At 40.2% G+C, this 23,186-nt stretch carries 36 protein-coding genes and 1 riboswitch; of the genes, 32 read left to right on the top strand and 4 right to left on the bottom strand.

The features are described from left to right. Window positions 1–40 precede the first annotated feature (40 nt). Window positions 41–469: a hypothetical protein gene (locus tag AWH49_RS07010; RefSeq protein WP_063965130.1), complete on the bottom strand. Its 429-nt coding sequence runs from the start codon at window positions 467–469 to the stop codon at window positions 41–43. A 67-nt stretch (window positions 470–536) separates the two neighbouring features. On the opposite strand from AWH49_RS07010, the gene AWH49_RS07005 reads away from it, so the two are divergent. Genes AWH49_RS07005 through AWH49_RS06995 form a run of 3 tightly spaced genes read left to right on the top strand, consistent with a single transcriptional unit; the run spans window position 537 to window position 1,386 of the window. Then, window positions 537–791, top strand: a complete 255-nt coding sequence (locus AWH49_RS07005) for a hypothetical protein (protein WP_063965129.1) — start codon at window positions 537–539, stop codon at window positions 789–791. A gap of 15 nt (window positions 792–806) precedes the next feature. After that, window positions 807–1,052 (top strand): hypothetical protein, encoded by a 246-nt coding sequence (locus AWH49_RS07000; RefSeq protein ID WP_063965128.1) that lies wholly within the window; start codon window positions 807–809, stop codon window positions 1,050–1,052. Window positions 1,053–1,074: 22 nt separating this feature from the next. Next, window positions 1,075–1,386 carry a hypothetical protein gene (locus AWH49_RS06995; RefSeq protein ID WP_063965127.1) on the top strand — a complete coding sequence of 104 codons (312 nt, stop codon included), beginning with the start codon at window positions 1,075–1,077 and terminating at the stop codon, window positions 1,384–1,386. A gap of 85 nt (window positions 1,387–1,471) precedes the next feature. Here the strand turns inward: AWH49_RS06995 and AWH49_RS19020 are convergent, their stop codons facing one another. After that, window positions 1,472–1,618 (bottom strand): YjcZ family sporulation protein, encoded by a 147-nt coding sequence (locus AWH49_RS19020; protein WP_082862702.1) that lies wholly within the window; start codon window positions 1,616–1,618, stop codon window positions 1,472–1,474. Between the two features lie 903 nt (window positions 1,619–2,521). Here AWH49_RS19020 and AWH49_RS06990 point away from each other — a divergent pair. From AWH49_RS06990 to AWH49_RS06975, 4 genes are all read left to right on the top strand, one after another. Continuing rightward, window positions 2,522–2,701 (top strand): hypothetical protein, encoded by a 180-nt coding sequence (locus tag AWH49_RS06990; protein ID WP_063965126.1) that lies wholly within the window; start codon window positions 2,522–2,524, stop codon window positions 2,699–2,701. 38 nt (window positions 2,702–2,739) lie between these two features. After that, window positions 2,740–2,916 (top strand): hypothetical protein, encoded by a 177-nt coding sequence (locus AWH49_RS06985; RefSeq protein ID WP_157723680.1) that lies wholly within the window; start codon window positions 2,740–2,742, stop codon window positions 2,914–2,916. A 130-nt stretch (window positions 2,917–3,046) separates the two neighbouring features. Beyond that, a complete protein-coding gene (locus tag AWH49_RS06980) occupies window positions 3,047–3,307 on the top strand; it encodes a hypothetical protein (RefSeq protein WP_211268382.1) in 261 nt (86 codons plus the stop codon). 334 nt (window positions 3,308–3,641) lie between these two features. Beyond that, window positions 3,642–4,343, top strand: a complete 702-nt coding sequence (locus AWH49_RS06975) for a GGDEF domain-containing protein (RefSeq protein ID WP_063965123.1) — start codon at window positions 3,642–3,644, stop codon at window positions 4,341–4,343. A gap of 478 nt (window positions 4,344–4,821) precedes the next feature. On the opposite strand, the gene AWH49_RS06970 is transcribed toward AWH49_RS06975, so the two are convergent. Next, window positions 4,822–5,001, bottom strand: a complete 180-nt coding sequence (locus tag AWH49_RS06970) for a DUF4083 family protein (RefSeq protein WP_063965122.1) — start codon at window positions 4,999–5,001, stop codon at window positions 4,822–4,824. 234 nt (window positions 5,002–5,235) lie between these two features. Further along, a riboswitch (cyclic di-GMP riboswitch) is annotated at window positions 5,236–5,320 on the top strand. Window positions 5,321–5,338: 18 nt separating this feature from the next. On the opposite strand from AWH49_RS06970, the gene sda reads away from it, so the two are divergent. From sda to AWH49_RS06925, 9 genes are all read left to right on the top strand, one after another. Then, window positions 5,339–5,587, top strand: coding sequence for a sporulation histidine kinase inhibitor Sda (sda, locus tag AWH49_RS06965; RefSeq protein ID WP_063965121.1), 249 nt, complete (start codon window positions 5,339–5,341; stop codon window positions 5,585–5,587). Continuing rightward, window positions 5,580–7,691, top strand: a complete 2,112-nt coding sequence (locus AWH49_RS06960) for a sensor domain-containing protein (protein WP_063965120.1) — start codon at window positions 5,580–5,582, stop codon at window positions 7,689–7,691. The genes sda and AWH49_RS06960 overlap by 8 nt, the downstream gene beginning before the upstream one ends. A 133-nt stretch (window positions 7,692–7,824) precedes the next feature. Next, window positions 7,825–8,025 (top strand): XtrA/YqaO family protein, encoded by a 201-nt coding sequence (locus tag AWH49_RS06955; RefSeq protein ID WP_063965135.1) that lies wholly within the window; start codon window positions 7,825–7,827, stop codon window positions 8,023–8,025. Continuing rightward, window positions 8,025–8,924: a putative phage abortive infection protein gene (locus AWH49_RS06950; RefSeq protein ID WP_063965119.1), complete on the top strand. Its 900-nt coding sequence runs from the start codon at window positions 8,025–8,027 to the stop codon at window positions 8,922–8,924. The genes AWH49_RS06955 and AWH49_RS06950 overlap by 1 nt, the downstream gene beginning before the upstream one ends. Before the next feature lie 150 nt (window positions 8,925–9,074). Then, the gene (locus AWH49_RS06945) at window positions 9,075–9,266 is read left to right on the top strand and encodes a hypothetical protein (protein WP_063965118.1); all 192 of its coding nucleotides are present in this window, start codon (window positions 9,075–9,077) and stop codon (window positions 9,264–9,266) included. An 11-nt stretch (window positions 9,267–9,277) separates the two neighbouring features. Further along, a complete protein-coding gene (locus AWH49_RS06940) occupies window positions 9,278–9,769 on the top strand; it encodes a sigma factor-like helix-turn-helix DNA-binding protein (protein WP_063965117.1) in 492 nt (163 codons plus the stop codon). A 55-nt stretch (window positions 9,770–9,824) separates the two neighbouring features. After that, window positions 9,825–10,355: an N-acetyltransferase gene (locus AWH49_RS06935; protein WP_063965116.1), complete on the top strand. Its 531-nt coding sequence runs from the start codon at window positions 9,825–9,827 to the stop codon at window positions 10,353–10,355. A gap of 231 nt (window positions 10,356–10,586) precedes the next feature. After that, entirely contained in the window at window positions 10,587–11,711 is a 1,125-nt protein-coding gene (locus AWH49_RS06930; protein ID WP_063965115.1) for an S-layer homology domain-containing protein, read from the top strand. Window positions 11,712–11,942: 231 nt separating this feature from the next. Further along, window positions 11,943–12,260, top strand: a complete 318-nt coding sequence (locus tag AWH49_RS06925) for a hypothetical protein (protein ID WP_063965114.1) — start codon at window positions 11,943–11,945, stop codon at window positions 12,258–12,260. A gap of 19 nt (window positions 12,261–12,279) precedes the next feature. Here AWH49_RS06925 and AWH49_RS20305 read toward each other — a convergent pair whose 3' ends face one another. Then, window positions 12,280–12,441, bottom strand: coding sequence for a hypothetical protein (locus tag AWH49_RS20305; protein WP_169815979.1), 162 nt, complete (start codon window positions 12,439–12,441; stop codon window positions 12,280–12,282). 115 nt (window positions 12,442–12,556) lie between these two features. On the opposite strand from AWH49_RS20305, the gene AWH49_RS06920 reads away from it, so the two are divergent. From AWH49_RS06920 to AWH49_RS06850, 16 genes are all read left to right on the top strand, one after another. Further along, the gene (locus AWH49_RS06920; protein WP_082862705.1) at window positions 12,557–13,297 is read left to right on the top strand and encodes a hypothetical protein; all 741 of its coding nucleotides are present in this window, start codon (window positions 12,557–12,559) and stop codon (window positions 13,295–13,297) included. Continuing rightward, a complete protein-coding gene (locus tag AWH49_RS06915; RefSeq protein ID WP_063965134.1) occupies window positions 13,297–14,595 on the top strand; it encodes a PBSX family phage terminase large subunit in 1,299 nt (432 codons plus the stop codon). Before AWH49_RS06920 ends, AWH49_RS06915 begins: the two co-directional genes overlap by 1 nt. A gap of 12 nt (window positions 14,596–14,607) precedes the next feature. After that, complete coding sequence (locus tag AWH49_RS06910; protein WP_063965112.1) at window positions 14,608–15,975, top strand: phage portal protein; 1,368 nt, start codon at window positions 14,608–14,610, stop codon at window positions 15,973–15,975. Continuing rightward, window positions 15,956–16,858: a phage minor head protein gene (locus tag AWH49_RS06905; RefSeq protein ID WP_063965111.1), complete on the top strand. Its 903-nt coding sequence runs from the start codon at window positions 15,956–15,958 to the stop codon at window positions 16,856–16,858. Before AWH49_RS06910 ends, AWH49_RS06905 begins: the two co-directional genes overlap by 20 nt. Window positions 16,859–17,065: 207 nt before the next feature. Further along, window positions 17,066–17,833, top strand: a complete 768-nt coding sequence (locus AWH49_RS06900) for a DUF4355 domain-containing protein (protein ID WP_063965110.1) — start codon at window positions 17,066–17,068, stop codon at window positions 17,831–17,833. Window positions 17,834–17,846: 13 nt separating this feature from the next. After that, complete coding sequence (locus AWH49_RS06895) at window positions 17,847–18,794, top strand: SU10 major capsid protein (RefSeq protein ID WP_063965109.1); 948 nt, start codon at window positions 17,847–17,849, stop codon at window positions 18,792–18,794. 57 nt (window positions 18,795–18,851) lie between these two features. Then, on the top strand, window positions 18,852–19,013 hold the full coding sequence (locus AWH49_RS19920) for a hypothetical protein (RefSeq protein ID WP_157723679.1): 162 nt from the start codon (window positions 18,852–18,854) through the stop codon (window positions 19,011–19,013). A 25-nt stretch (window positions 19,014–19,038) separates the two neighbouring features. Beyond that, window positions 19,039–19,302 (top strand): Rho termination factor N-terminal domain-containing protein, encoded by a 264-nt coding sequence (locus tag AWH49_RS06890; protein ID WP_063965108.1) that lies wholly within the window; start codon window positions 19,039–19,041, stop codon window positions 19,300–19,302. A gap of 56 nt (window positions 19,303–19,358) precedes the next feature. Continuing rightward, on the top strand, window positions 19,359–19,874 hold the full coding sequence (locus AWH49_RS06885; protein WP_063965107.1) for a hypothetical protein: 516 nt from the start codon (window positions 19,359–19,361) through the stop codon (window positions 19,872–19,874). A 13-nt stretch (window positions 19,875–19,887) separates the two neighbouring features. After that, window positions 19,888–20,133, top strand: coding sequence for a hypothetical protein (locus AWH49_RS06880; RefSeq protein WP_063965106.1), 246 nt, complete (start codon window positions 19,888–19,890; stop codon window positions 20,131–20,133). 2 nt (window positions 20,134–20,135) lie between these two features. Next, window positions 20,136–20,498 carry a DUF4054 domain-containing protein gene (locus tag AWH49_RS06875; RefSeq protein ID WP_063965105.1) on the top strand — a complete coding sequence of 121 codons (363 nt, stop codon included), beginning with the start codon at window positions 20,136–20,138 and terminating at the stop codon, window positions 20,496–20,498. A gap of 24 nt (window positions 20,499–20,522) precedes the next feature. Beyond that, window positions 20,523–20,894 (top strand): hypothetical protein, encoded by a 372-nt coding sequence (locus AWH49_RS06870; RefSeq protein ID WP_063965104.1) that lies wholly within the window; start codon window positions 20,523–20,525, stop codon window positions 20,892–20,894. Continuing rightward, on the top strand, window positions 20,881–21,372 hold the full coding sequence (locus AWH49_RS06865; RefSeq protein ID WP_063965103.1) for a phage neck terminator protein: 492 nt from the start codon (window positions 20,881–20,883) through the stop codon (window positions 21,370–21,372). Before AWH49_RS06870 ends, AWH49_RS06865 begins: the two co-directional genes overlap by 14 nt. Further along, window positions 21,373–22,383: a DUF3383 family protein gene (locus tag AWH49_RS06860; protein WP_063965102.1), complete on the top strand. Its 1,011-nt coding sequence runs from the start codon at window positions 21,373–21,375 to the stop codon at window positions 22,381–22,383. Window positions 22,384–22,398: 15 nt separating this feature from the next. Next, entirely contained in the window at window positions 22,399–22,791 is a 393-nt protein-coding gene (locus tag AWH49_RS06855; RefSeq protein ID WP_063965101.1) for a phage structural protein, read from the top strand. Between the two features lie 102 nt (window positions 22,792–22,893). After that, window positions 22,894–23,175: a hypothetical protein gene (locus tag AWH49_RS06850; RefSeq protein ID WP_063965100.1), complete on the top strand. Its 282-nt coding sequence runs from the start codon at window positions 22,894–22,896 to the stop codon at window positions 23,173–23,175. Window positions 23,176–23,186: the final 11 nt, after the last annotated feature.

The raw sequence follows: 23,186 nt of genomic DNA, 5'->3' as shown, positions 1-23,186 counted from the left end.
TTTTTTCGCTTTTAGGACCTGTTTGTTGGGCATTGTTCTCTTATATAGGAATCGTTTGTGCAGCAAAGTTCCCTCCTCTAGGCATTGTTTGTGGAGCAGTGTTCTCTCTTCTAGGCATTGTTTGTGGAGCAATGTTCTCTCCTCTAGGCATTGTTTGCGGAGCACTATTCTCTCTTCTAGGCATTGTTTGTGGAGCAATGTTCTCTCTCTCAGGCATCGTTTGTGGAGCAGTGTTCTCTCCTCTAGGCATTGTTTGTGGAGCATTGTTCTCTTCTTCAGGCATCATTTTGGGGGCACGATTACACCCTTCAAGTATCATGTAATGTTGTTCAACCTTCGTTACGTAATAAAAGTACTTTTGATAATAATGCATGTACTTTTGAGGATCCACGTATTCGTATTTTTTTGCCAGCAGTCCATATAAGTTTGCTTTTGCTAAAAGATCTTTTAACATTTGATCCAATTGCATTAAAAATCCTCCTTGTTAAAGTTAATTCAATGAAGTATATGTTGCAAAGCTCATATGGTGCTGGGAAGTGTCAAAAGATCCATGTGATAAAGAATATTATGTCATTGCTCGAGGATCTGGTAGCCATATAGATTACTATCCTAATCCAGAACTAAAAGGACTATTGGGCAGCCTGCCTGTACATTGGTTTGAGAATTTTCGGTTCGCTGAAAATTCGCTGGTTATCGAGTCGGAAGAAATCACAATAGAACAGATTCCAGGGGTAGCAATATTCGATAGAGAAGAATCACCGCAGTTTATCGAACAGCTCAGCTTACTTTAAGAGAGGGTGAACTTGATGAAACAAATTGAAGAACTAGAAACGAGTGGTTGGATCATTTGCAAAGGTGATATGTTCAGCAATGGTTACGCTGAAAATCATTTGAAAGTGACAAATATTGAACTGGATGATGCTGAAGGCTTTGAAGGGCCGGATAACGCGAAGATCTATTGTGTGATGGTTAATGCTAATGATCATGATGAAATCGTCTCTGCAGAACAGTGGCACCGTGCTTGGTATATAAATGATTCCTGGTATAAGTAAAATTGCTAAAAGGGGTGGCGTGATGAACATTGGAGATTGGGTATTCTGCAAAGTCGGAGAGGAAACTGCTCTCGGTTACATTACTGGGCTTCCTTACTCAAATGGGCAAGTTTACGTGACGAGAGTAGCCAAACGCGTGAATGATATGCTGGTTTGGATGAAGCCAGAGTCCAGAATTTATGAACAAAACAAGACAGCAGTATTAAATAATACGCTGTCAAAAGAGGACTATCAAGACCTAATCGATTTAGCAATCATAACTGCAGATAAGGAATGGTTCTTTGAGTTAAGAGAAAGGATGTTGCAGGATGCGCAAACCGTTCACAAATATTGAATTTAAAAAGCGACTGTAGTTACTTCATACAGTCGCGCAATAATGCATTTAATTCAAAAGGGTCTTATGGATAATGGTTTGGTACCTAGCAGCATCCGCCGCCACCACCGTATCCGCCACCCACGTAAGATGCTCCAATGATGATTAACAGAATGAACAAGACAACAACTAGCGCAAAGCCTGATCCAGATCCAGATCCAGAACCAGAATCATTACAATTTTGGGAACTCATAACTATCACCACCTTTTAAATATAGTATGAAAAAATAGAGCCGAATCTTGTAGGAATGGTTCTATAAAAATCAAAAAGTGTTATCTGCAACGATTGCAGCCATGTGATGGATCCATGTTATTTTGTGCAGGGCTCATGTTATTTTGTGCTGGATTCATGTAATTTTGTGATGGATGCATGTGACATTGTGATGGATCCATATAACCTGGATCTACGACGACATTTCTTGTCACAGGCTGGTAAATATGACGAGGAACGTTAACAATATGTTGCCGATTAACATTCACGATTGGGTGAATAACAGGAACCTCGCGTTGAATGTAGGAATCATGAAATACACACTTTGGGGGACAGATTATTGGTCTAATGGGACGACATCTCAAAAAAAACACCTCCTTGTTTACTCTAGTAAATGCATCCCCTAGTAACTTTGAAACGGACAAACAACACAGGTGAGATTTTAAATTTGTTTTAAAAGATATGGATTATAGTAAGCAAGGGGTACTGCATTAAAAAACAGCAGGAGTAAGGAGGAATTGAGTTACTAGGGACAAAGAGCGATGCGGATGGCAGAAGAGATCTCGATGAAAATCAAAGTGGAAGTCGAGTTTTAAATAAAAAAACAGCAAGGCCAAGACCTGACCGTAAAAGAGTTGTATTTGCAGGGTGCATATGACGAGGGAACGTCATACAAAAACAATATACCCGTTAATCAAAAGTTTACACCAAAAAAAGCCAGGTTTGCCCCGGCTTTAAAACATAGGAATCACCATAGCAAAATGTTCCGTTTGAAAGCAGTTTAACCAATAAAAAGAAAATGATGCAAAAAAAGCCAGGAAAAGTCCCCGGCCTTTAAAATATTACTCGCAATTCTATTTTAACAGACTGGGGGCGTCCTGCGCTATGAAGATTGATTATGAAAAAATGACAGCTGAAATCGATTTAATGAATGATAAAACAATGTATGTGGTGAAGGACGGCAAATTGATTCCTCATACGCTGCCTGACTATGGTTCAACCGTTATTGTTATGGTCGGCGGCAGAGTAGATCGTCTTGAAGATAATACGAAAAGAAAAATTTAATGAACAGTAGACACAAACTGTTAAAGAGAGGTGACGACATGCTCACATACCAACAAGCTATTAATCTTAAAAAAGGCGATCGTTTAAAAGCAGATGGTTCATTTGGACGTATCACTGGAACTATTGTAGGAAAAGGGAAGGAAAATGGTTCTCCTGTTCTTTGGATTAAGCACGACGATGAACCAAAAAAGGGTTTGTTATTGCTTATTCTATAGGCACCGACCTAAACGAATATGGTTGGAACAGTTTGGATGCCGGGCGTGATTTCGAGTTATTAGAAATGCAACCTAATCTTTTCGACTTAATTGATTAATCGACGGTACGAACAGACTGAGGAAAAAGGTGGTGAATGGTTTGTCCGATGAATTAACAGGCTATCAAATCGGCAAATTGAAACATGCTTTCGGATTAGATTATTCAAGAAAACCATATAGAAACTACTATCATTGCAACGCATTTAATGATGAGTGGGAAGATATGTGTGCCAAAGGATACGCCAACAAGCAAATTCGCGGCCGCAAAGAAATTATTTATTTCGGAACAATCAAAGGGTTGAGATTGGTTTTTAGAAAGAATGTGACAGAAAGATACTTTAATGAAATTTGATTAACAATACGACGAAAAGCAACTATTCTTTCCCGGGAATAGTTGCTCGAAAAGAAATAGAAAAGGCTTCTGAATAGGAGGGAGAAAGGGCTCCTATTTGTTTTTAATATATGCAACAACAATAAAAACTGTGAAAATTCAATCAGTTAAATGAGCAGTACGTTCAAACTTTTGAACCAAGCTTGGGAACATGGTATTCTGTTTCATAAGAGTTACTAAATTGTAAATGCTTGGACATATTTACAATATATTGTTCGTTTAAGGGAGGTTATTTATGATCAACACATGTGATTAAATATTAACACTTTATAGAAATAGAAGTAGGAGAACATAAGTGGGATTAAAAGTTGATAACGCATTGAGCTATAAAGGGAGGATTATAAGTGTCGTATTTGTTGCCGTCCTTCTTTTGTTCATTAGGGGAATGGTGATAATGCACTTTGGACGAGCGCCTCATCCACTTCCGATACCAGCGCTTATTCCATTAGTTATAGCTTGGTACCTTGGAAAACATTATGATAAATATGTGCATTTATCTATGAGAGACACTCTAACAGGATTATATAACAGACGCTATGTATTGGATAAGTTCCCTCGAGTAATGACATATGTTAATAAAAGAAAGTTAAATATCGCTATATTGGTGTTAGATGTTAATGGATTTAAAGAAATAAACGACAATTATGGACATGACTACGGAGATCAAGTACTTGAGCAACTATCAAAAATTTTATGCAAATCTTTTGGACAAAAAGATATTATCGCTAGGTGGGGTGGAGATGAATTCCTCATACTTTCCACATTTTCTGATGAAAAATTAGTAATAAATAAAATAAATCAATTTAAAAACGAGATAAAAAGGGAGGACTGGCAGCAAAAAAGCGACATATCCGTTTCAATAGGTAAAGCGACATATCCTTCAGATGCTGTCAGTTTAAAAGAATTGATGGCTAAAGCTGATTCTAATATGTATGAATTAAAAATGAGTGATAAACAAATGAATGCAACAAAAAGGGAAGAATCCATGTTGCACTAATATGGAGAAGCACACGTTGGTTAAGTAAGCTATTTACTCATAAATGTGAATGTTGAAAGCCTAAATAAAAGAATGCCTTTTTTGGACATTCCTATCGACGCCGTTTTATCTAATATTGGTTAAAAATTACTACACAGTACGAACATAAGGTGAACTGAATACTTTAGCCTAACGGAAAAACCGAGGGCACTGAATGAACGCACAAGTTGCGTTTGTTTGGTGCTCTTTTTTGTTTGCATTTCTAGTTTTCATACGCAAGTTACCAGCAAGTTAAAGGAGTGTTCGTGATGAAACCAAGTTTGAAAGAGCAGCTGCAACAATGTATGTGGTGAAGGACGGTCAGCTGATTCCGCATGAGCCCCCGGATTACGATGGGCGGCAAGGTGGACCGTCTGGAGACTACACAGAAACGGAAAATTTGATCAACAGTAGACCCAGACTGTGCGGCAAGGATTAATGTCAAAAAGGATAAAAAAGCTTACTCATTCTTATCCTTTTCAAGTAAATCAATTATTCTATCAAGCTTTTGTTCGATACTATCTGACTTGCTTGGCTGTTTAGTAATGAGTGAACGAACAAGAAAAAACACAGCAAAAAATATCACCAATATAAAAATAAGGAAGACTAGTTGAAATATCATATCTCCAGTATTCATCATATTAATCCCTGCCTTTCCTATTTTTGGTGTTAGTATACCATAATTTTTCACTTCACAGTTCGAACATATTACAGCATAAAAAGCCGGGGGGTTTAAATCCGGCTTGATTGAAGGAAACTTATTTGGAAAACAACATATGCTCAAGAGTTAAAAATTTCATATAATTTAAACATATTTATACATTTTGGAGTATCTTAATATCTAGTTCTTTGTTATTGTAAAGTAAAATGAAATTTCAGATAAAGGCAAACTAATTGAAAGGTTAGGACGCAAAGCTACAGGTCTTAGGTCAAGTGGCGATGATGGCTGGGCTGCCTCGTAAATGGGGGTATGGAGTTTGCAACGAATTGATAATATAACAGAAAAACGGGCTTTTTTATCGTTGAAGGTGAAAGAGGGCACTAGAGAGAATTGGGATATGTCGGATGAAGATTTGCTTAAAGCACATAGGGATGCAGTAAGGTTAAAGTTAGACTCCACTTTCATCTATCTGCTTGAACGCGAAATAAATAGTAGATCTATCCTTCTTTTAGACGACTTTGACAAACACCTTAGTCGCATGGAGGAAGTATCAGCAAATGGATAAATTGTACAGCGCGTTTTACTTAAAAACGGCTCGTCACGAAGAGACCTTCCCTCTTGACTATGAACGTGTAATGAAGGATTTATATGATATTCAATATGCACTCGATCAATCTTCTATTTTAGTGATTACAGATGAAAAAGGGATTATCACGTATGTCAATGATCGTTTTTGTGAAATTTCCCAATATGAACGAAATGAGATCCTTGGACGAACGCACCGCCTCATCAATTCGGGCTTTCATCCCGCCTCTTTTTTTCAGCATATGTGGAAAACGATCAAGCGAGGGAAGATTTGGAGAGGGGATATCAAAAACCGGGCAAAAGATGGGTCATTTTATTGGGTGAATACAACGATTGTTCCATTTCTCAATGATCAGGGCTCTCCGTATCAGTTTGTTTCAATCCGAAGTGATATTACCGATCGGAAAAAAGTAGAAGAACAATTGAAATCGGCTTTGAAAAATGATTTCCAGCAAACTGTGAAAAACTTGCAAAATGCCGTCTTTAAATATAAGCAGACTGATGAGGGAGAATTTCAGTTGACCTTGCTTGAAGGGAAAATATTGGAGTCTTTAGGCTATACCACAAGTTTTGTGCAAGAGAAGAAGCTGGATGATCTTTTTCCAGCAAAAGTAGTTGAAAGAACAAAAGCCTATTTCGCAAGAGCTTATCAGGGAAAAACTGTTGACTTTGAAGTGCAAATTTTCAAACATACGCTTCTAATTTACCTATCTCCTATCCTTGAAGACGGCCAAATTGTTGAGGTAGTCGGGACAGCCACCGATATTACAGAGCGAAAAAAAGCAGAAAAAGCGATCTATCAAGTGGCATATTACGATTACCTGACAGGTCTGCCAAATCGCCGTTTGTTTCAAGAAAATATGAAAATCTTTGACTCTTTGAGCCCCCATTATCCATGTGCAGTGGTATACATTGATCTGGACCGCATTAAAAATATTAATGATACAATGGGCCACAATATGGGCGATCAAGTATTGAAATCGGTCTCAAAACGGATTCAAAAAGCCCTCCGCACGGGTGATATGGTTGCGCGTATTGGGGGAGATGAATTTATCGTTTTACTGCCAAATATATACTGGAAAGAGGTAGATAGAATAGTAGCACGCATAATGCGTCATATAGAGAAACGAATGATCATTGATGAAAAAGAGATTTTCATGACAGCAAGTATAGGTATTAGCGTGTACCCGGATGACGGACAGGACAGTGAAACACTGATTAAACATGCCGATGCAGCCATGTACCTAGCGAAAGAAAACGGCAAAAATAATTTTCAATTTTTCACAAAAGAGCTCGAAGAAAAAGCTGCGAAGAAAATGATGCTTGAGCGGGAATTGCACAAAGCATTGGAATGTGGCCAATTTCAATTACATTATCAGCCCCAATTTGATATTCATTCGGGCCATATGATAGGAGTGGAAGCATTAATCCGTTGGAAACATCCAAAAATTGGTATGATCTCGCCCGTTGACTTTATCCCACTGGCTGAAGAAACTGGCTTAATTGTGCCGATTGGCCATTGGGTGCTGCAAACAGCCTGCCGTCAAAATAAAAAGTGGCAGGATAACGGGTTTCCACCCATCCGAATCAGTGTCAATGTCTCTGCGCGACAGTTCTCACAGCCTCATTTTGTCGATACAGTGAAGGAAGTGCTTGAACAAACCGGTTTATCTCCTGATTGGCTGGACCTTGAAATAACCGAAAGCATGACACTTGAAGGTGAATTTTTCCATTCTGTGTTGCAAAAGTTAAAAGACTTATCTATTCATGTCAGTGTGGACGATTTTGGGACAGGCTATAGCTCACTTAGTTCGCTCCGTCATTTTCCGGTTAATCGGCTTAAAATTGACCAGACATTTGTCCGAACATGGGATGATAAGAATAAAGCTATTATAGCAATGATTATTACACTCGCTAAAAACTTGGAAATGAATGTTATTGCCGAAGGTGTGGAAACGATCGAACAGGCTATCTTTTTAAAAGAAATGAATTGCCATGAAGCACAGGGTTATTTTTATGCAAAGCCAGTACCAGTAGAAGAAATGGACGTCTTTTTCCAGCAATTATTCATAGCCACTTCATAAGAAAATTAATTTAAAGGGAATTAAATTAACCAACGTCCCAACGGAAAAACCGACGGACATCAAACTTTAGAGTAGGTTTATACCTACTTTAGAGCTTGGTGTCCCTTTTTATGGAGAAAGGGAGGAAATAATGGTGAAATTACAAGATATTGTGATAGATACTAGTACTATGCGACTAGAATTGGATATAATGGAAATACCGAAAGCGTGTGTAGTGGTGATCTGTGAAGGTAAGGTGAAGATCAGAGAGCTGCCGCCGCATGGGGAATACAAGATCGTCACGCACCAGGGTAAGGTGAAGCGGATGAGGCGGGAAGAAGGAGAAGAGTTTTGATGGATGATAACAAAGAATTACAAGACAAGGATGTCAGAAAGATATGGTTATATGCGGGTTTTGGAGCGATTTTCTCTGCAATTGCTATGCCAATTATAATATTTGTTTCCTCGGGAGAATCCGCTTCTATCGCTACGTTTAAAAGTTTGGGTGCAGTAGGAGATTTCTTTGGAGGATCTACAATAGGTTTTTTATCTTTGGCAAGTATTTTCTTCGTCATTCATGCAATTAGAATTCAAAGTCAAGAATTAGCTTTTCAGAGAGAAGAACTGCGGATGACTAATGAAGAGTTAGAGAAAACACGCCTACAACATGAACTTTCAAATCAGACACTTATAAAACAACAGTTTGATTCCACTTTTTTTAAAATGATAGATTTACACAATAGCATTGTAAAAGAAATGGAATATCGCCAGAAAAGTTCGAGATCTGCCTTTATGTTTTTTTGGAATTATTTTGTAGGAGAGGTTAGGAGGGACATTTTTAAAAAATATGATAACGGCGATGGAGTTATAAACGGTCAAAAAGTGGAGAGAAATATTTTTTTAGAAAACTATCGTAATGAGCAAAGCGTTAATGCTTTTGTAACATCTTTTCTAAGTGAACACGAATATCTATTAGGTCATTATTTTAGAAATATGTACAGGATCATTAAGTTTATTGAAGAGAGCCAATTGAGTAAGGAAGAAAAAAGAAATTATAGAGGCATTTTTAGAGCGCAACTATCTACCTATGAACTATATTTACTTTTTTATAATGTGAATTATTACGATGATGGACAAAATTTCAGAGAATTAATCCGAGGGAAAAACTTTTTTGATCAACATATCGACGGGCTTTTTGAACAAAATGTGGTTTTAGCCGCTTTAAACAAACAGGTTTATCAAGATTTAAATTAAATAATTGTTCTCTCAGCCCACTGAAGGACACTGAACAGACACGAAAATTCGTGTGCTGTTTGGTGTCCTTTTTTGTTTTTTTAATCACCTATGTCGTTGCAACCAATCTACAATTCCACACCTATTTTTGCAACCAAAGGAGTGTTCATGATGAATCCATCGTTGAAAGAGCAACTGAAACAATGGAAGAAGGACCATCAGGAAGTGAAAAGAGAACGGAAGAAAGAAAAGCCGCTGCAGAAGAAGCAGGAGAATCTGTCTGAACGAGATTGGAAAGAAATCATGGGTATGGGTCGGGCACGGTACGGACGAGCAAAAGGCGGGGCATTTAGACAAAAATAAGGAGGATGGATATGCGGACACTCATTTATGAATACAAACAATCATTGCGGTCATTGAGAGAAATGAAAACAGCTATTGAATCGAAAGCCGAATTAACAGAGCTTGATTTGCAAGATAAGACACTCATCAACAGTATGATCAGCGAAACAGAGTTTGCCATTCAGTGGATGGTGTCCGGCCGGAATCCTGATGCAAGACGTGGGGCAGATCGAACAGGTGCATATACTTTGGATCCGAAGTTAATTGAAGCGGTTGTGCCGAATCGTGCGGTTATGGAAGAACGAAAGATCACAGCGGATGAACAATGGCTACTTGATGACGTGCTTGGAGATTTAACAGTGAGAGAAAAAGATGTATTTACGTTGGTTAGGGCAGAGGGAGTATCGTTTGATTACACAGCTGAATTGCTTGGTATCACGAAATCGTCCGTTCAGACGTATTTAGAACGGGCGGAACGTAAGATTGAAGATAGAAAAAACGGCAGCCTTTTTCTTGTTTCTTAAAGGAGTCTGACTTATATTTATAGGTATAAAACATCAGGAATAAAGGGTGGTTTTTTTGTTTGACGAAATTTATAGATTATTTAGTTCAGAAGATACAGAAAAAACAATACGTAGAAGATCAAGGCAAGAAGAGGTTAAATTTCAAATAAATGATCTTAAAACATCAGGAAACCATATTAGGAAAATCGTTAAGAGAGAGGAAGATACAGTAATAATCTTTAATAGAGACGATATGGACCCTGATTTTATTCTTTTTAAAGCATTAATAATACCAGAAGAAAGAGTTAGTATAGAGAGAGCTCATTTGCACGCATACCAAGATGAGAATGGTAAGTTAATTTTAGCTGACATTGGGGTATTTGGGGAAATTATAAATAAGGGATATGGCTCTTTACTTTTAAACTGCCTAAAAGAATATGCGATTGATAACAAATTTAAGGTTATTGAAGGATGGATATCTAGGATTGACGAAGATCACATTGAAAGATTGGAAAAGTTTTATAAGAAACACGAATTCGATTTGATCTATAACTCGGAAAGACAGATGAACATGGCAGATTTGGTTTGGAGAAAGAAAGATACGTAATTTGTGTCGTACAGATGATGTATATGTGAGAAGGAAAAAATAAAACAAAGAGAATAGGCTCCTTCTCCAAATATAAAAAGTATAAGCTATTGTTTTGCGGAATTTTTTCCTTCTTTTATAATTAATCTTCTTTTATAATTAATCTCCTTCTATAATTAATCCCCTTCTAGTTCTGTTATACTATATTAATTAATGAATATATTTCCAATTGGAAGTAAGGGAGAGAAATTTATGAAAAAGTTCAAACGTATTATTGCAGCTGTGACAATAACAGGAGCGCTATTCGCTTCAACTATTCCATCAGCACTTGCAGAGGAACAACCACAGCCGACAGAGTTGCCACCATTAGACACTGGAGAAGGGTTCTCACCGTTCCAAGACGCAAACGGCACGAGGTATGCATCCGCTGTTTGGTTCATGTGGATTAATGGCATTGCTCAAGGCGTAAGTGAAACTAAGTTTGGTGTCTCTCAGCCACTTAAACGGGTGGATGCGGCGATGATCGTGGGGAACTATGGTATTGAAGGACTCAATCAGAATCCTAAAAAAGCACCGTTCAGAGATCTTCCTCAACGTGCAGTTCGAACAGTATCCGCTCTTTACGATGCAGGAATTATAAATGGTAAAAGCCAGACTCTATTTGGATCTAATGACACGATGAAAAGAGGAGAGGCGGCAATCCTCCTTTCAAGAGCGTTTGAAGAATCATTGACAGTTGAACCAACAGGGGAGTATGAAGATGTCCCTGCTCGATGGAATGATGTTTCTCCTAACTGGGAATTGGATAAATCAGATAAGTTCTCAGATGTAACTGGTCGATATGTAAAACCCGTCCACTTGCTTTTAGATGCTGGTATCGTACAAGGGAAAACAGCCACAAAATTCGGTGTTCACGATCCTTTGACAAGAGGCGAATTGGCGTTGATGATTCATAGAATTTTTGAAGTTAATAAAGCAATTCCAGAACCAGCTCCAGATCCATCTGGCGAACTTCCGTCTTCTGCTAAAGGTATAACTATGTCGCTGGACAAGGAAATCTATAGCAAATCAGAAACACCTAAACTGATAATTACAAGCAATAACCCAGTGAATCAATACTTTGGCCCAGAATTCGAAATAGAAGAAATGAAAGATGGTTCGTGGCATAAAGTGCCGTTTAACGAAGGTTTAGCTTTTCCAGGAATCATATATACGTTGAAAACTGGAGAAAAGCATCAAGAGTCTATCTCATTTAATGACGGTCTCTATGAATCACCGCTTAGAGCTGGTCAATATCGAGTGGTACAATCATTCAACAACGTAAACGATTATAAGTTGACTACAACTTTAGCAGCACACTTTACAATTACTGAATAAATTTTTAGTTTATAAATCTCATATGTACAAACGTCTCAAAATGAAGGGATCACTCACTAATACTGGTGGATGCTTTTTTCTATACTTTAAAATAAACATCGTCGTTTTTGTCGTATAGCTGCTATATATATGAGATGGTTGATAAAAAGTAGGACAACGGACAAAACAAATTGAGTCACTCAAATCCGAGTGGCTCTTTTTCGTACATAAAAACAGAGGGGTGGAAAGCGAATGCTGCCAAACAAAGTGAAAGTAGTCGGGATTGAATATAAAGTAATCGAAAAAGATGTTGTTGAAATCAATGGCAATCTAAATTACAGCGGTGGCTGTTTTCATCGAGAAGCGGAAATTCAAGTCCGCAAAGATGCAAGTAAGGATCGAAAGGAACAGATTTTTATTCATGAATTAGTACATGCCATTCTGAATGAAGCAGGATACGATAATCACGAAGAAGAAATGGTGGAGCGGTTCGGTATTGTGCTGCATCAAGTATTAAAGGATAACGATTTGCAATTCATAAATAAACACAAGCATCTATCAACCCCTTGATAGATGCTTGTGAATCTACTTACTTTTCTTTACGTACGCCCTTGAACTTACCGTCTGTTGTCTTTTGATCCATGAATTTTCCCGTTGTGGTATCACGTTTAATGTAATTCCCATTTGGACCTTTAAACTGACTTCTTCCTTTGACAGCGCCATCGCGATGATTCCCAGCATTCCCAGCCATTTTGCTTCCTCCTTTCTTATTGGATTAAATATAATACGTTGGGCATATGCCAATAGTTTCAAGTAGTTTTTCTATGCTTCAAAACAAAAAACAGTGGAGGTGGTGGTGGTGTGACGTGGCGAACTGGAATGAAATTAGAACAGAGTGGGAAACCACAAAAATCACGCTGGCTTCATTAGCAGAAAAGCATGATATAAAGCTCGGCACATTAAAGAGTCGAAAGAGCCGTGAAGGATGGTCAAGGGATCTAACGGAAAAGGGTGCAACCATCAATAAAAAGGTTGCATCTAATAAGAAGGATGCAATCCTGAAAAAGCGTAAGGAACAGCGGAATAGAAGCGGCAACCCGAATCCATCTCATAAATTTCCGGATCACAACAGCTTTCAAACAAAGCATGGTCTTTTCAGCAAGTTCCTTCACGCTGAACAGGTAGAAATCATGGAAGCATCAAAAGATATGGAGATACCTGAATATCTATGGTTCCAGATTCAAGTGAAATTTTCTGCAATAGTTCGAATGCAGAAGATTATGGTAGTTGAGGATGAAAATGATCATTTGAAAGAAGAGAGCGGGAGTAGCTGGGGCGATGGTAGTAGCAGTGAATCCTTCAAAGTATCATTTGCTTATGAGCGCTATGAATCTTACATCAAAGCCCAGACGAGAGCTATGGCAGAATTCAGAAATTTAACGAAACAATTCCTAGAACTTGCTCATGATGAAGATGAACGGCGTTTGAAGCTGGAGCAGATGCAAATAGGTATCGATAAAACAAAAGCAGAACTGGATAAAATCAGTAACTCAGATGGTGATAAGCCGATCGAAGTCATTATTAAACGAAAAGGTGAATCGTTATGATGGCAGTTGAAAAAGAAGTGAATCCGCGCTTCGAAGATTTTCTGTTTGACTGGTCAACAAAATTTCAATTCCTTGTCGGGGGCTATGGTTCCAGCAAGAGTTATCACGTAGCGTTAAAGATCATCCTGAAGCTTTTGGAAGAAAAACGGACTGCTCTTGTTGTCCGTGAAGTGTACGATACACACCGGGATTCCACATATTCATTACTGGAAGAGCTAGTGATTGATTTGGGGCTTGATGGTCGAATTAAATGCATGACATCTCCCATGCAAATCCGCTTCCCAAATGGCAGCAAGATCATCTTTAAAGGAATGGATAAGCCAGCCAAATTAAAGTCTATTAATAACATCTCTATCGTCTGGATCGAAGAGTGTTCTGAAGTGAAATATTCAGGCTTTAAAGAATTACTCGGGCGGCTCCGGCATCCGACATTGAAGCTGCATATGATTCTTTCTACAAATCCAGTAGGGGAAGATAATTGGTCGTATAAACATTTCTTTAAAGATGAATTAAACAACCGCTTGATACTAGATGACGCGGATTTATATGATAAAAGAACAGTTGTGACAAACGACACGTACTATCACCATTCCACAGCGGAAGATAATTTGTTTTTGCCAGAAAGCTATGTTTCCCAATTAGATGAATTAAAAGAATACGATCCAGACCTTTATCGAATTGCCCGAAAAGGTCAATTTGGCGTGAACGGCGTGAAGGTGCTGCCACAATTTGAAGTACAGCCGCACGACGCTGTTATGAAGGCGATCAGCAATATTCGTTCACCAATTAAGCGGGTGGGAATGGACTTTGGCTTTGAAGATTCTTACAATGCGTTGGTTCGTTTGGCAATCGATCATGATAAAAAGATTCTTTATATCTACTGGGAATATTACAAAAATAAAATGACGGATGACCGGACCGCTGAAGATCTGGCTGAATTCAAAGAAACAAAAGAATTGATTCGAGGGGACAGTGCAGAACCGAAAACAATCCAATTTTTTAAACAAAACGGCTTCAATATAAGGGGAGCGAAGAAATTCGGTGGTTCCCGCTTGGCAAATACAAAAAAAGTGAAGCGGTTCAAGCAAATCATTTGCTCTGATCAATGTACGAATACAATTGCGGAATTAAAGCCGCTCACATATAAGAAAAATAAATTGGATGAAATTATTAAGGATGAATTTAACATCGATCCTCATACATTCTCAGCCATCTGGTATGCGCTTGATGGTTACGAAGTCTCGGACTTAAAAGGCAATGGGGTCCACAGCTTCAACAAAGCAAAATTGGGCTTATAAGGTGGTGAATCCATGTTTCGATTGGATGAAGATATAGAAGTAACGCCTGAATTGATTCAGAAGCTAATTGAAAAGCACGATACAAAGCGAGAATTAAAGCTTCGTCAGTATTATGACGGAGAACACGACATTTTAAAGCGGAAATTCGAGGATGAAACGAAGCCGAATAATAAAATCGTCACAAATTTTTGTCAGTACATTACGGACTTGAGTATCGGTTATTTTACCGGGAAGCCTGTGAGTTACAGCATCTCCCAAGAGCAAGAGGCTGCTTATATGGAGCAGATACAGGAGATATTCGACCTAAATGATGAACAGCAGGTAAACGCCGCTCTCGCACAATCTACGAGTATTTATGGCAAAGGAGTTGAAATCCTGTATACGACGACAGGATTAAACAACGAATTAGAAATCCGCTTTTGTGAATTGGATTTAACCGAACAAAATGTCATTTTGGCGTACGACCGCTCCGTGGAAAAGAAATTGGTGCTGGCCATCCGCTATTTCAGAAATAAAGACATTCTTGATGATAAAGAAACGACGCAGGCATTTGTATACACGTCGGATACTATTTCTCATTACATTGGTACAGATGAAGGATACCAACTTAAAAACGAAGAAGACCATTACTTTCAGGAAGTGCCGATTAATGTGTATTGGAATAAGGAAGAAGACGGCAAGGGAGATTTTGAAGACATTATTACCTTGAACGATGCCTATAACCTTCTGCAATCCGATGATATTAACGAATCAAACTATTCTAACGATGCCTATCTGGTCTTTAAAGGACTGTCACCGGATGCGGAAGATATCCAATTAATGAAGGAGCACCGTTCAATGAAAGTCGATGGCGATGGTGAAGTAAAATGGCTCATTAAAGACATTAATGATACATGGAAAGAAAACTTGAAAAGCCGATTGGTAAGTGACATTCACCGCATATCTGGTACGCCGGATTTATCCGATGATTCATTCGGTGGTAATCAAACGGGTGAGTCAATGAAATATAAATTAAAAGCATTTGAGGATAACCGTGCGATGAAAGAACGCTGGTTCAAACAAGGCTTGCAGCGGCGCATATGCTTGATTACGAACATTTTAAATATCCAGGGTCATGCGTATGACTGGCGTTCCATTGTGCCGGCATTCTCTGCTAACTTGCCAAAAGCAGATTTAAGTGTGGATGAAATGATTAAATTGGTTGGGGCTGGCATCCTCAGCAAAGACACGGTCCGCTCAAAAGTTAGCATCATAGAAGATCCAGCCGATGAAGCGGAAAAGATTGAACAGCAGGAAGCGGAGTATATTCGCTTAAACGTCAATCCTGTAGCCTCTTCTGAACAGAAGGAAGTGGTAAGTAATGATGCAGGAACGGTATAAAAAGCTTACTGAAAAGCTGATAAAGCTCACAGGGATAACAGAAAAGGTACTCATTACTGAGTACATGATCACCTTGCAAGAGATTCACGCACTTTTAGAGACGCAGTATAAGCAATATGAAGAGGATGGAAAGCTCACCTTTGATGTCATGACCAAACACAACCGTTTAAAGAAGTTCGAGCAAGGGCTGATTGACCATATCGTTGTGCTTAATAAAAAGGTTGGCCCCACTCTTATAAAGCACCTAAAAGACTTATATACAGAGGGTTATTATACATCTGCTTGGATTCTTGAAACCGAAACGCTGACGAAACTGGCGTTTAGTGCTGTTCAGGTAGAAGTGTTGGAGAATGCTATTCAACATAACTTTACTGGCTTAACGCTGAATGAGCGGCTGCAAGCACAGCGGAATGAGGTCATTTTAAAACTCCGTCAAGTTGTGACGAGCGGCTTGCATGAAGGGCAGACGTACCACACGATGGCAAAGGCTATTCAAAATCAGATGGAAATGAGCGCCACTAAAACTATGCGGATTGTGCGGACGGAAGGGCATCGCCTTCAGGAAAGTTCAAAACATGATAGCACGGAACATGCTCATAAAAATGGCGTGCGAATGAAAAAAACATGGAACAGCGTGGGAGATGAACGCGTGCGAGATGCTCATCAAGACTTGAACGGAAAAACAATTCCGATTGACCAGGAATTCACCAGCAAAGCGGGTGGCAAAGGGAAAGGCCCTGGCATGATGAATAAGGCGGCGGACGACATTAATGACCGTTGTTTCCTCACGTATTCCATTGAAAAGATCGAGAAGCCGCAACATGCCGAATTAAAAGACATGCCGCTTGAACAGTGGAAGAAGGAGCGACTAAAAAATGGCTAAGTATCGTAAAAATCAGTTGTAGTTGATACGCCGTTTGATACAAGAAAAGCGCTAAAAGAGATTATAGATAGAAATACGGGCTACCGATAAGGATAGTCTTTTTTTTATTGCCTTTTTTCATGTCTGTAGGCGTAAAAGAACAGCATGAACTAAAATATTGAACATTGCAGGGGCAATGCAACTGTAATGGGCAAGGAGGAACTATTTATGATTAACCATCAACCTGAAACAAAACTGCCTTTTTTCTATAAACCATCATTGCCGCTCCGTTTAGACATTCAGTTCTTTGCTGATGAAGATGAGCAAGGTGGGGGCAATCAGTCTACCGCTGTGGTGGACGAAGACAATCAGCAACCCGCTGTGGGGGATGAAGACAACCAGCAACAACAGGGGAAATCGCCGTCAACTATTACACTGACGGAAGAAGAGCTGCAGAAACGCCTGCAAAGTGAAACGGATAAACGGGTCACGGAAGCGATTAAAAAGCGTGAAGAATCATTGCGTAAGGAAATGGAAGAAAAGATCAAAATCGAGCGCAAGGAAGCGGAAGAGCTGGCAAAACTCACAGCTGACGAGCGGGCAAAATTCGAGAGCGAGAAAGAAAAAGCCCAACTTCAAAAAGAGAAGGATGCTCTTGAAGAAGATCGCAAGGCGTTCCAGCATGAAAGACTGTTTCTTGAAACAGAAAAGGCATTGACGAATGAGAGCTTGGATGATCGTCTCGCACCTTTCTTGATCGGTGAAGACGCTGAAAAAACCTATGAAAATATCAAGATTTATAAAGAAATTCACCAAGAAGCGGTACAGAAGGAAGTCAATGAGATTTTGAAAGGCAAGAAGCCGCTTATTGGCGGCAAGCAAAACCTAAGTGAGATCGAGCAGCTTGAATCTGAGCGTCAAGACGCATTAAAACGTAAGGATTTGGCGACTGCGGTTGCACTTAAAAACAAAATCCATCAATTAAACAAAAAATAGGAGGTAATGAATCATGACAGTCATTACAGGACAAGGAAACTCTTTTAATCTCCCTAACTATTCAGGTGAATTATTCACAGCGGATGCAGAAACAACACCTTTTCTAACCATGATTGGCGGATTAACAGGGGGTGGGCTTGAAACAACTAACAAAGAATTTTCAACTGCCAGCCTTTATGATTATCCAACACCGGCGCAACCGGCAATTTCAGAACAAGCGTCCACTACGGCTCCTGCTGCTAAAACTTACGCTCGTTCACAAGAAAAGAATATTACGCAAATTTTCCAGGAAAAAGTGTCTGTGACGTACCGCAAAATGTCCAATTCTGGCCGCTTGAGCGGATTGAATACAGCGGGTGCACGCGGCAATACGGCGAGCGAGAAGGATTTCCAAATCGCACGTGCGTTAACGAAAATTGCGCGTGATGCAGAACATACCTTCCTCAATGGTCAATATGCTGCAGGTGCAACAGTTACCGATGCGGATAAAACACGTGGGATGTTTGAACTTTGTTCCACGGGCAATACCATTGCCGCAGCGGGTGCGACATTAAGCAAATCGTTAATCCAACAATTGCTTCGTACAATGGCGACAAACGGAGCAATGTTCTCCGATCCGGTATTATTTGTGAATGCGTACAACAAACAAATCATCAGCGATATTTATGGTTATGCTCCGCAAGATCGTAACGTGGGCGGCGTGAACATTCAACAAATTGAAACCGACTTTGCCAAAATCGGGATTGTGTGGGATCGATTTGTTCCAGCCAATTCTATCGGTGTTTTTGATTTGGCGTATGTAGCACCTGTCTTCCAGCCTGTTCCGGACAAAGGTGTTCTCTTCTATGAAGAGCTTGCTAAGAGCGGTGCAGCTGAAGATGGGCACATCTACGGTGAAATCGGACTAGATCACGGTCCATCGTTCCTTCATGGAAGCATTACAGGCCTAGCGGTTTCTTGATGACAAGGGAGAAGGTGCTCTTCTCTCTTTTAATCTTCATAAAAAGGAGGAATTCTGGTGGGGAAAATTCAAAATGACAACCGTGTAGATCCGGTTTTGAAAGAAGTGATTCAGATGCCAGCGCAAGCGAACAGCACTGCTGTAGATGTTGCTGGTTTGAATACACAAATCAACAGCCTTCTTCAGAAACTGCGCGATACAGGATTAATGAAAAACTAACTAAAAAATTAAATGAGGTGAAATCATGAAATTCTACGGCCATGGCATTGTATGGGATAAAGACAACGATAAAGCCCTTTGTACCTTCGAAAACGGGGAATACGAAACGGATGATCAGCGGGCCATTGATTTATTAACCGAAGCGGGATTCGAGCATGATGCAGAGGAACCTAAGTCAATAACAGAGATGGGCGTTCCGGACCTGAAAAAGCTTGCGAAACAGCAAGGTATTGAAGGGTACAGCAAAATGGATAAGGAAGAATTGCTTGCTGTTTTAGTCAGTGAGTAAGCGTGACACTGGCGGAAAAAAGAACGTTTAAAAGCCACCTGATGAGGTGATGAAAGATGGCTAGATCGAGAAGAACGATCAGAAGTTTGAGCGAGCTGGATGCGTTAGCGGATAATCTAGCAGCGTTAAATAACAAAAAAATCAAAGTGGGTGTCTTTGGTTCGGATGATGCTGAAATGGTAACGATTGCCCGCGTCCATGAATACGGAACGAAAATTCAAGTGACGGATAAAATGCGGGCATGGTTTGCGTATCAAGGGTTCCCTTTGAAAAAGGAAACAACCGAAATTGTCATTCCAGAACGTTCTTTTCTTCGCAGTGGATATGATGAAAACGCGGATGATATAGCTGATAAAATGGAATCATTGATGCCTGATGTCCTGGACGGAAACCTTAATCCAGACATATTCGCCGATATGATCGGTCTTGAAATGGCCGGTTTGATCCAAAAGAAACTGCGCGATCTGCGCGATCCGGCAAACAGCAGCATGACCACCGAACGTAAAGGATCATCAAATCCGCTTGTTGACACAGGTCGGCTAGTTGGTTCTATCCGTCACGAGGTGGAATGAAGGAGGTGAGATCATGCTCGTACAAAACAAAGGGAACAGTGTCCATCATATCGGTGCCGTGCTGTTTCCGGGTTTAACTCGTTTAAGCCCTGATGATGCAAAAGCATTTCTTCAAGCTGCTAAATACCCGAATAATCAAAGCTTGATCGACAGCAAGGAAATTGAAATCGTGAAAGCAGATCAACCTAAGAAGCAGCGAAAAGCGCAGGAAATCGGCTCGGACGATGTTAAAAATGCCCTTGTGTCCGAGGAGGTGTAAGCATGTCCGCACCTTATACAACGATTGAGAACGTGAAAGGGACTGTTTCCCATCTTGCGGCCGTACCGGATGCACAGCTTAATCTTATTATTGCGGATGCATCATTGGAAGTGGACGGGCTTGAATTGCTGGAAAAATACCAGGCAGACGTATACAAAGAAAAACTCACCCGTTATTTATCGATTCATCTGGCCACTTTAAAACCACAGGAAGTGGTGAAAGAAAAGCTGGACGTGCTTGAACGGACGTATAAAAGCGAAACGGGATTGAGCGGTTTGTCTGTCACGGTTTACGGACAGGAGTACGAACGCATGGTAAATGAATATACAGTATCAACAGATCACAATAAAGTGGTCTTTTTTTAATGTTGAAAAAGGTGGTGTTAAAAAGTGCCTGAAAAAATAAGTTTCGCATCGATGATTCACTCATTTGGCGTGATCTTTAAAGCAGACGTGGAAGCGGCTGGCGGTTCTTATGCTTCTAATGGGGATTGGATCGACAGTACAACGTATCCAGCGGATGTGACAGGGGTTTTACTTCCTTTCAGTCAGAATGGTTCCGGTAAAGATGAACTTCATTATTCTGAAGCAGGTACGTATTCGACCAAAGATCGGAAGTTGCTCACATTGGTCTATCTAAAGCTAGGACAGACCATTGTATATAAGGGTATCCGCTATACGATCCAGGAATTCGATGATTTTACCGATTATACGGATGTGAAAATGTACGTGGCAAGGTGGGTTGGCAATGAAAACAAATGATGTGAAAGCCATGATTGAGGTCCTGTCGGTTCACGCAGGCGTTTTAATCGTCAAGGCAGACCAACAGGGCGCTAAACAGCCGCCGCTCCCATACGGGCAATACAAGGTCACGTCACCGCATATCAAAGGACGAGGCCGGGGAAACGTGACGCAATATACAGAAGGAGAGTCCGTATATGAACGTTTGACGACGCAGCCTTTGATGTCCATCTCATTCAGCTTTTTCCATGTTGATGAAGATTTATCGAGAGAACTGGCTGTGCTGGCTCATGGCTGGTTTCAATTTGCGGGCGCTCTTTATTTCATTGATGAAGGGACAGCGGTTCACCGTCTTGGAAACGTGGAAAATCGAACGACGCATATTGTGAATCATTATGAATATAAACACGGGTTTGATGTCCAGGTACGTTCGAAGCATCACATCGACCGTGAAATGGAATGGATCGAAAAAGCGAACATCCAACAGGAGGGAAATTAAATGACCATGAAAGACGTCAAAGTCACCATTAATTTACGGAAGCCACTGGGTTTAACGGGTTTAGGCAAGCCGCTCATCCTTGCGCAAAAAACAGGGACAAGCTCGCTTAAAAATTATAGCTCGATTGAAGCGGTGAAGGTTGATTATATTGAATCAACATCCGTGTACAAAAAAGCATTCGCCATCTTTAATCAGGAACAGCCGCCAGCGGTAATTGCCATTGCTACGTATGACACCGCAGCGGTCGCACCAGCGCCAAAAACAGCAGTCGATGCGGTTACGAAATATTACGATGAGGATTGGTATTTTGCGGTTGTATCCGATGAAGTGATCGCGGAGCAAATCAAAGTAGCTGATTTCATTGAACTGAAAAAATTCAAAATGTTCTCCATGCGTACAAAGCTCCAAGCTGACCGTGCAACCATTAAAGCGAAATCATATAAATACACAATCAATACGTATCATGTGCCGGATGAAGGCATTGATGCGGCGCTTGTCGGTGCGCTCGGTTCACAAGAGGTCGGGTCGCTTACGTGGAAATTTAAAACGCTGAAAGGCATCACGCCAACTGAAATGCTGGACGATGAAATGAATACGATCCATGCAGACGGGGCGATCTGTTATGTCCGTAAGATGGGCATTGCTCAAACGTCTGAGGGAAAAGTGGTATCCGGTGAATACATCGATGTCGTGCATGGTCTGTCATGGGTGATCACAGAAATTGAAAAGAATGTACAAAACACGTATATCCAAAACAAAAAACTGCCGTTTGATCATCGTGGGATTGCTACGCTGGATTCAGCAACGAAAACAGCACTTAAACTGGGCCATCGTCAAGGGATTATTGCAGAAGATGATGCGAAAAATCCGATTTATTCCACGTCTACTTTGTCACGTACTGAAGTACAAGCGGCAGAACGTGGGGCGCGTATTTATAACGGTTTGGGCTTTTCTTTTGAGTTGGCAGGAGCCATTCATGAAGCCAATATCACAGGCGAAGTCATTAAATAAAGGAGGGACTAATCAATGGGATCATATAATGCGGATCTTTGTGTATTAACAGTAGGATCACGAATCATAACAGGGTTTGAAGAAGGTACAATGGTCAATTCAGAAAAGGATGAAGATTTTTTCTCTGAGAAAGTGGATGCGCAAGGTGAGGTTATTGTGTCCGAATCCAATAACCCATTAGGGACGATCACGTTCACGTTATCGCAAACATCACCTCATGTGGCATATGTGGAAGCGTTGGCTAAAAATCGTACAGAATTCCCTATCTGGAATAACTATTCAGGAACGCCAAAAGAAGTAACGGGCGGCACGCGGGCACGAATCAAGAAAACGGCTGGCAAGGAATATGGCGATGAAGCCAGCGGGCGTGAATATGAAGTCAAGGTTTTCGATTACACGTCAGAGTGATAGAATATGCAGCCAGGTAAACGCAAGAAACCAAATAATACCACGAAGCGGTCCACTCGGGCTGCTTCTTTATTTTTACACACAAAAGGAGAGATTTTTAAAATGACAACTAAATTAGGTACCCAAAAAATCGTTGAAGTAGAAGGCACAGAATACACATTACAACACCCAGGACACCGTGAAGCGACAAGAATTCAGGATCGTGTTCAGACAGGTGAAGGGAAATTTTCGACGGAAAAATTTTATGAGGAACTAATGAAACACGTCATTGTTTCACCAAAAGTAAACTGGGAGTACTTTGACGGGAATGAAGCAAAAGGCATCGAGGGACATGATGGGTTTGATGAACTCATGAAAGAGGCTGCCGCCTTTCTTCGAGAGTGAAAACGGCAGTA

This window comes from Domibacillus aminovorans (assembly GCF_001643235.1).
In the GTDB taxonomy this organism is placed as follows: domain Bacteria; phylum Bacillota; class Bacilli; order Bacillales; family Domibacillaceae; genus Domibacillus; species Domibacillus aminovorans.
Note: the sequence above shows the minus strand (reverse complement) of the source record. Positions and strands in the feature narration are given on the sequence as shown.

Coding starts and splice junctions, on each gene's coding strand:
- AWH49_RS20305 (WP_169815979.1), bottom strand. CDS start 12,441: ATGGCTGGGAATGCTGGGAATCATCGCGATGGCGCTGTCAAAGGAAGA.
- AWH49_RS06985 (WP_157723680.1), top strand. CDS start 2,740: ATGCTCACATACCAACAAGCTATTAATCTTAAAAAAGGCGATCGTTTA.
- AWH49_RS06915 (WP_063965134.1), top strand. CDS start 13,297: ATGGCAGTTGAAAAAGAAGTGAATCCGCGCTTCGAAGATTTTCTGTTT.
- AWH49_RS06860 (WP_063965102.1), top strand. CDS start 21,373: ATGACCATGAAAGACGTCAAAGTCACCATTAATTTACGGAAGCCACTG.
- AWH49_RS07000 (WP_063965128.1), top strand. CDS start 807: ATGAAACAAATTGAAGAACTAGAAACGAGTGGTTGGATCATTTGCAAA.
- AWH49_RS06875 (WP_063965105.1), top strand. CDS start 20,136: ATGTCCGCACCTTATACAACGATTGAGAACGTGAAAGGGACTGTTTCC.
- AWH49_RS06925 (WP_063965114.1), top strand. CDS start 11,943: ATGCTGCCAAACAAAGTGAAAGTAGTCGGGATTGAATATAAAGTAATC.
- AWH49_RS06900 (WP_063965110.1), top strand. CDS start 17,066: ATGATTAACCATCAACCTGAAACAAAACTGCCTTTTTTCTATAAACCA.
- AWH49_RS06895 (WP_063965109.1), top strand. CDS start 17,847: ATGACAGTCATTACAGGACAAGGAAACTCTTTTAATCTCCCTAACTAT.
- AWH49_RS06880 (WP_063965106.1), top strand. CDS start 19,888: ATGCTCGTACAAAACAAAGGGAACAGTGTCCATCATATCGGTGCCGTG.
- AWH49_RS06910 (WP_063965112.1), top strand. CDS start 14,608: ATGTTTCGATTGGATGAAGATATAGAAGTAACGCCTGAATTGATTCAG.
- AWH49_RS06885 (WP_063965107.1), top strand. CDS start 19,359: ATGGCTAGATCGAGAAGAACGATCAGAAGTTTGAGCGAGCTGGATGCG.
- AWH49_RS06995 (WP_063965127.1), top strand. CDS start 1,075: ATGAACATTGGAGATTGGGTATTCTGCAAAGTCGGAGAGGAAACTGCT.
- AWH49_RS06940 (WP_063965117.1), top strand. CDS start 9,278: ATGCGGACACTCATTTATGAATACAAACAATCATTGCGGTCATTGAGA.
- AWH49_RS06960 (WP_063965120.1), top strand. CDS start 5,580: ATGGATAAATTGTACAGCGCGTTTTACTTAAAAACGGCTCGTCACGAA.
- AWH49_RS06990 (WP_063965126.1), top strand. CDS start 2,522: ATGAAGATTGATTATGAAAAAATGACAGCTGAAATCGATTTAATGAAT.
- AWH49_RS06855 (WP_063965101.1), top strand. CDS start 22,399: ATGGGATCATATAATGCGGATCTTTGTGTATTAACAGTAGGATCACGA.
- AWH49_RS06950 (WP_063965119.1), top strand. CDS start 8,025: ATGGATGATAACAAAGAATTACAAGACAAGGATGTCAGAAAGATATGG.
- AWH49_RS06905 (WP_063965111.1), top strand. CDS start 15,956: ATGATGCAGGAACGGTATAAAAAGCTTACTGAAAAGCTGATAAAGCTC.
- AWH49_RS06850 (WP_063965100.1), top strand. CDS start 22,894: ATGACAACTAAATTAGGTACCCAAAAAATCGTTGAAGTAGAAGGCACA.
- AWH49_RS06930 (WP_063965115.1), top strand. CDS start 10,587: ATGAAAAAGTTCAAACGTATTATTGCAGCTGTGACAATAACAGGAGCG.
- AWH49_RS07010 (WP_063965130.1), bottom strand. CDS start 469: ATGCAATTGGATCAAATGTTAAAAGATCTTTTAGCAAAAGCAAACTTA.
- AWH49_RS06890 (WP_063965108.1), top strand. CDS start 19,039: ATGAAATTCTACGGCCATGGCATTGTATGGGATAAAGACAACGATAAA.
- AWH49_RS06970 (WP_063965122.1), bottom strand. CDS start 5,001: ATGATGAATACTGGAGATATGATATTTCAACTAGTCTTCCTTATTTTT.
- AWH49_RS06945 (WP_063965118.1), top strand. CDS start 9,075: ATGAATCCATCGTTGAAAGAGCAACTGAAACAATGGAAGAAGGACCAT.
- AWH49_RS19020 (WP_082862702.1), bottom strand. CDS start 1,618: ATGAGTTCCCAAAATTGTAATGATTCTGGTTCTGGATCTGGATCTGGA.
- AWH49_RS06865 (WP_063965103.1), top strand. CDS start 20,881: ATGAAAACAAATGATGTGAAAGCCATGATTGAGGTCCTGTCGGTTCAC.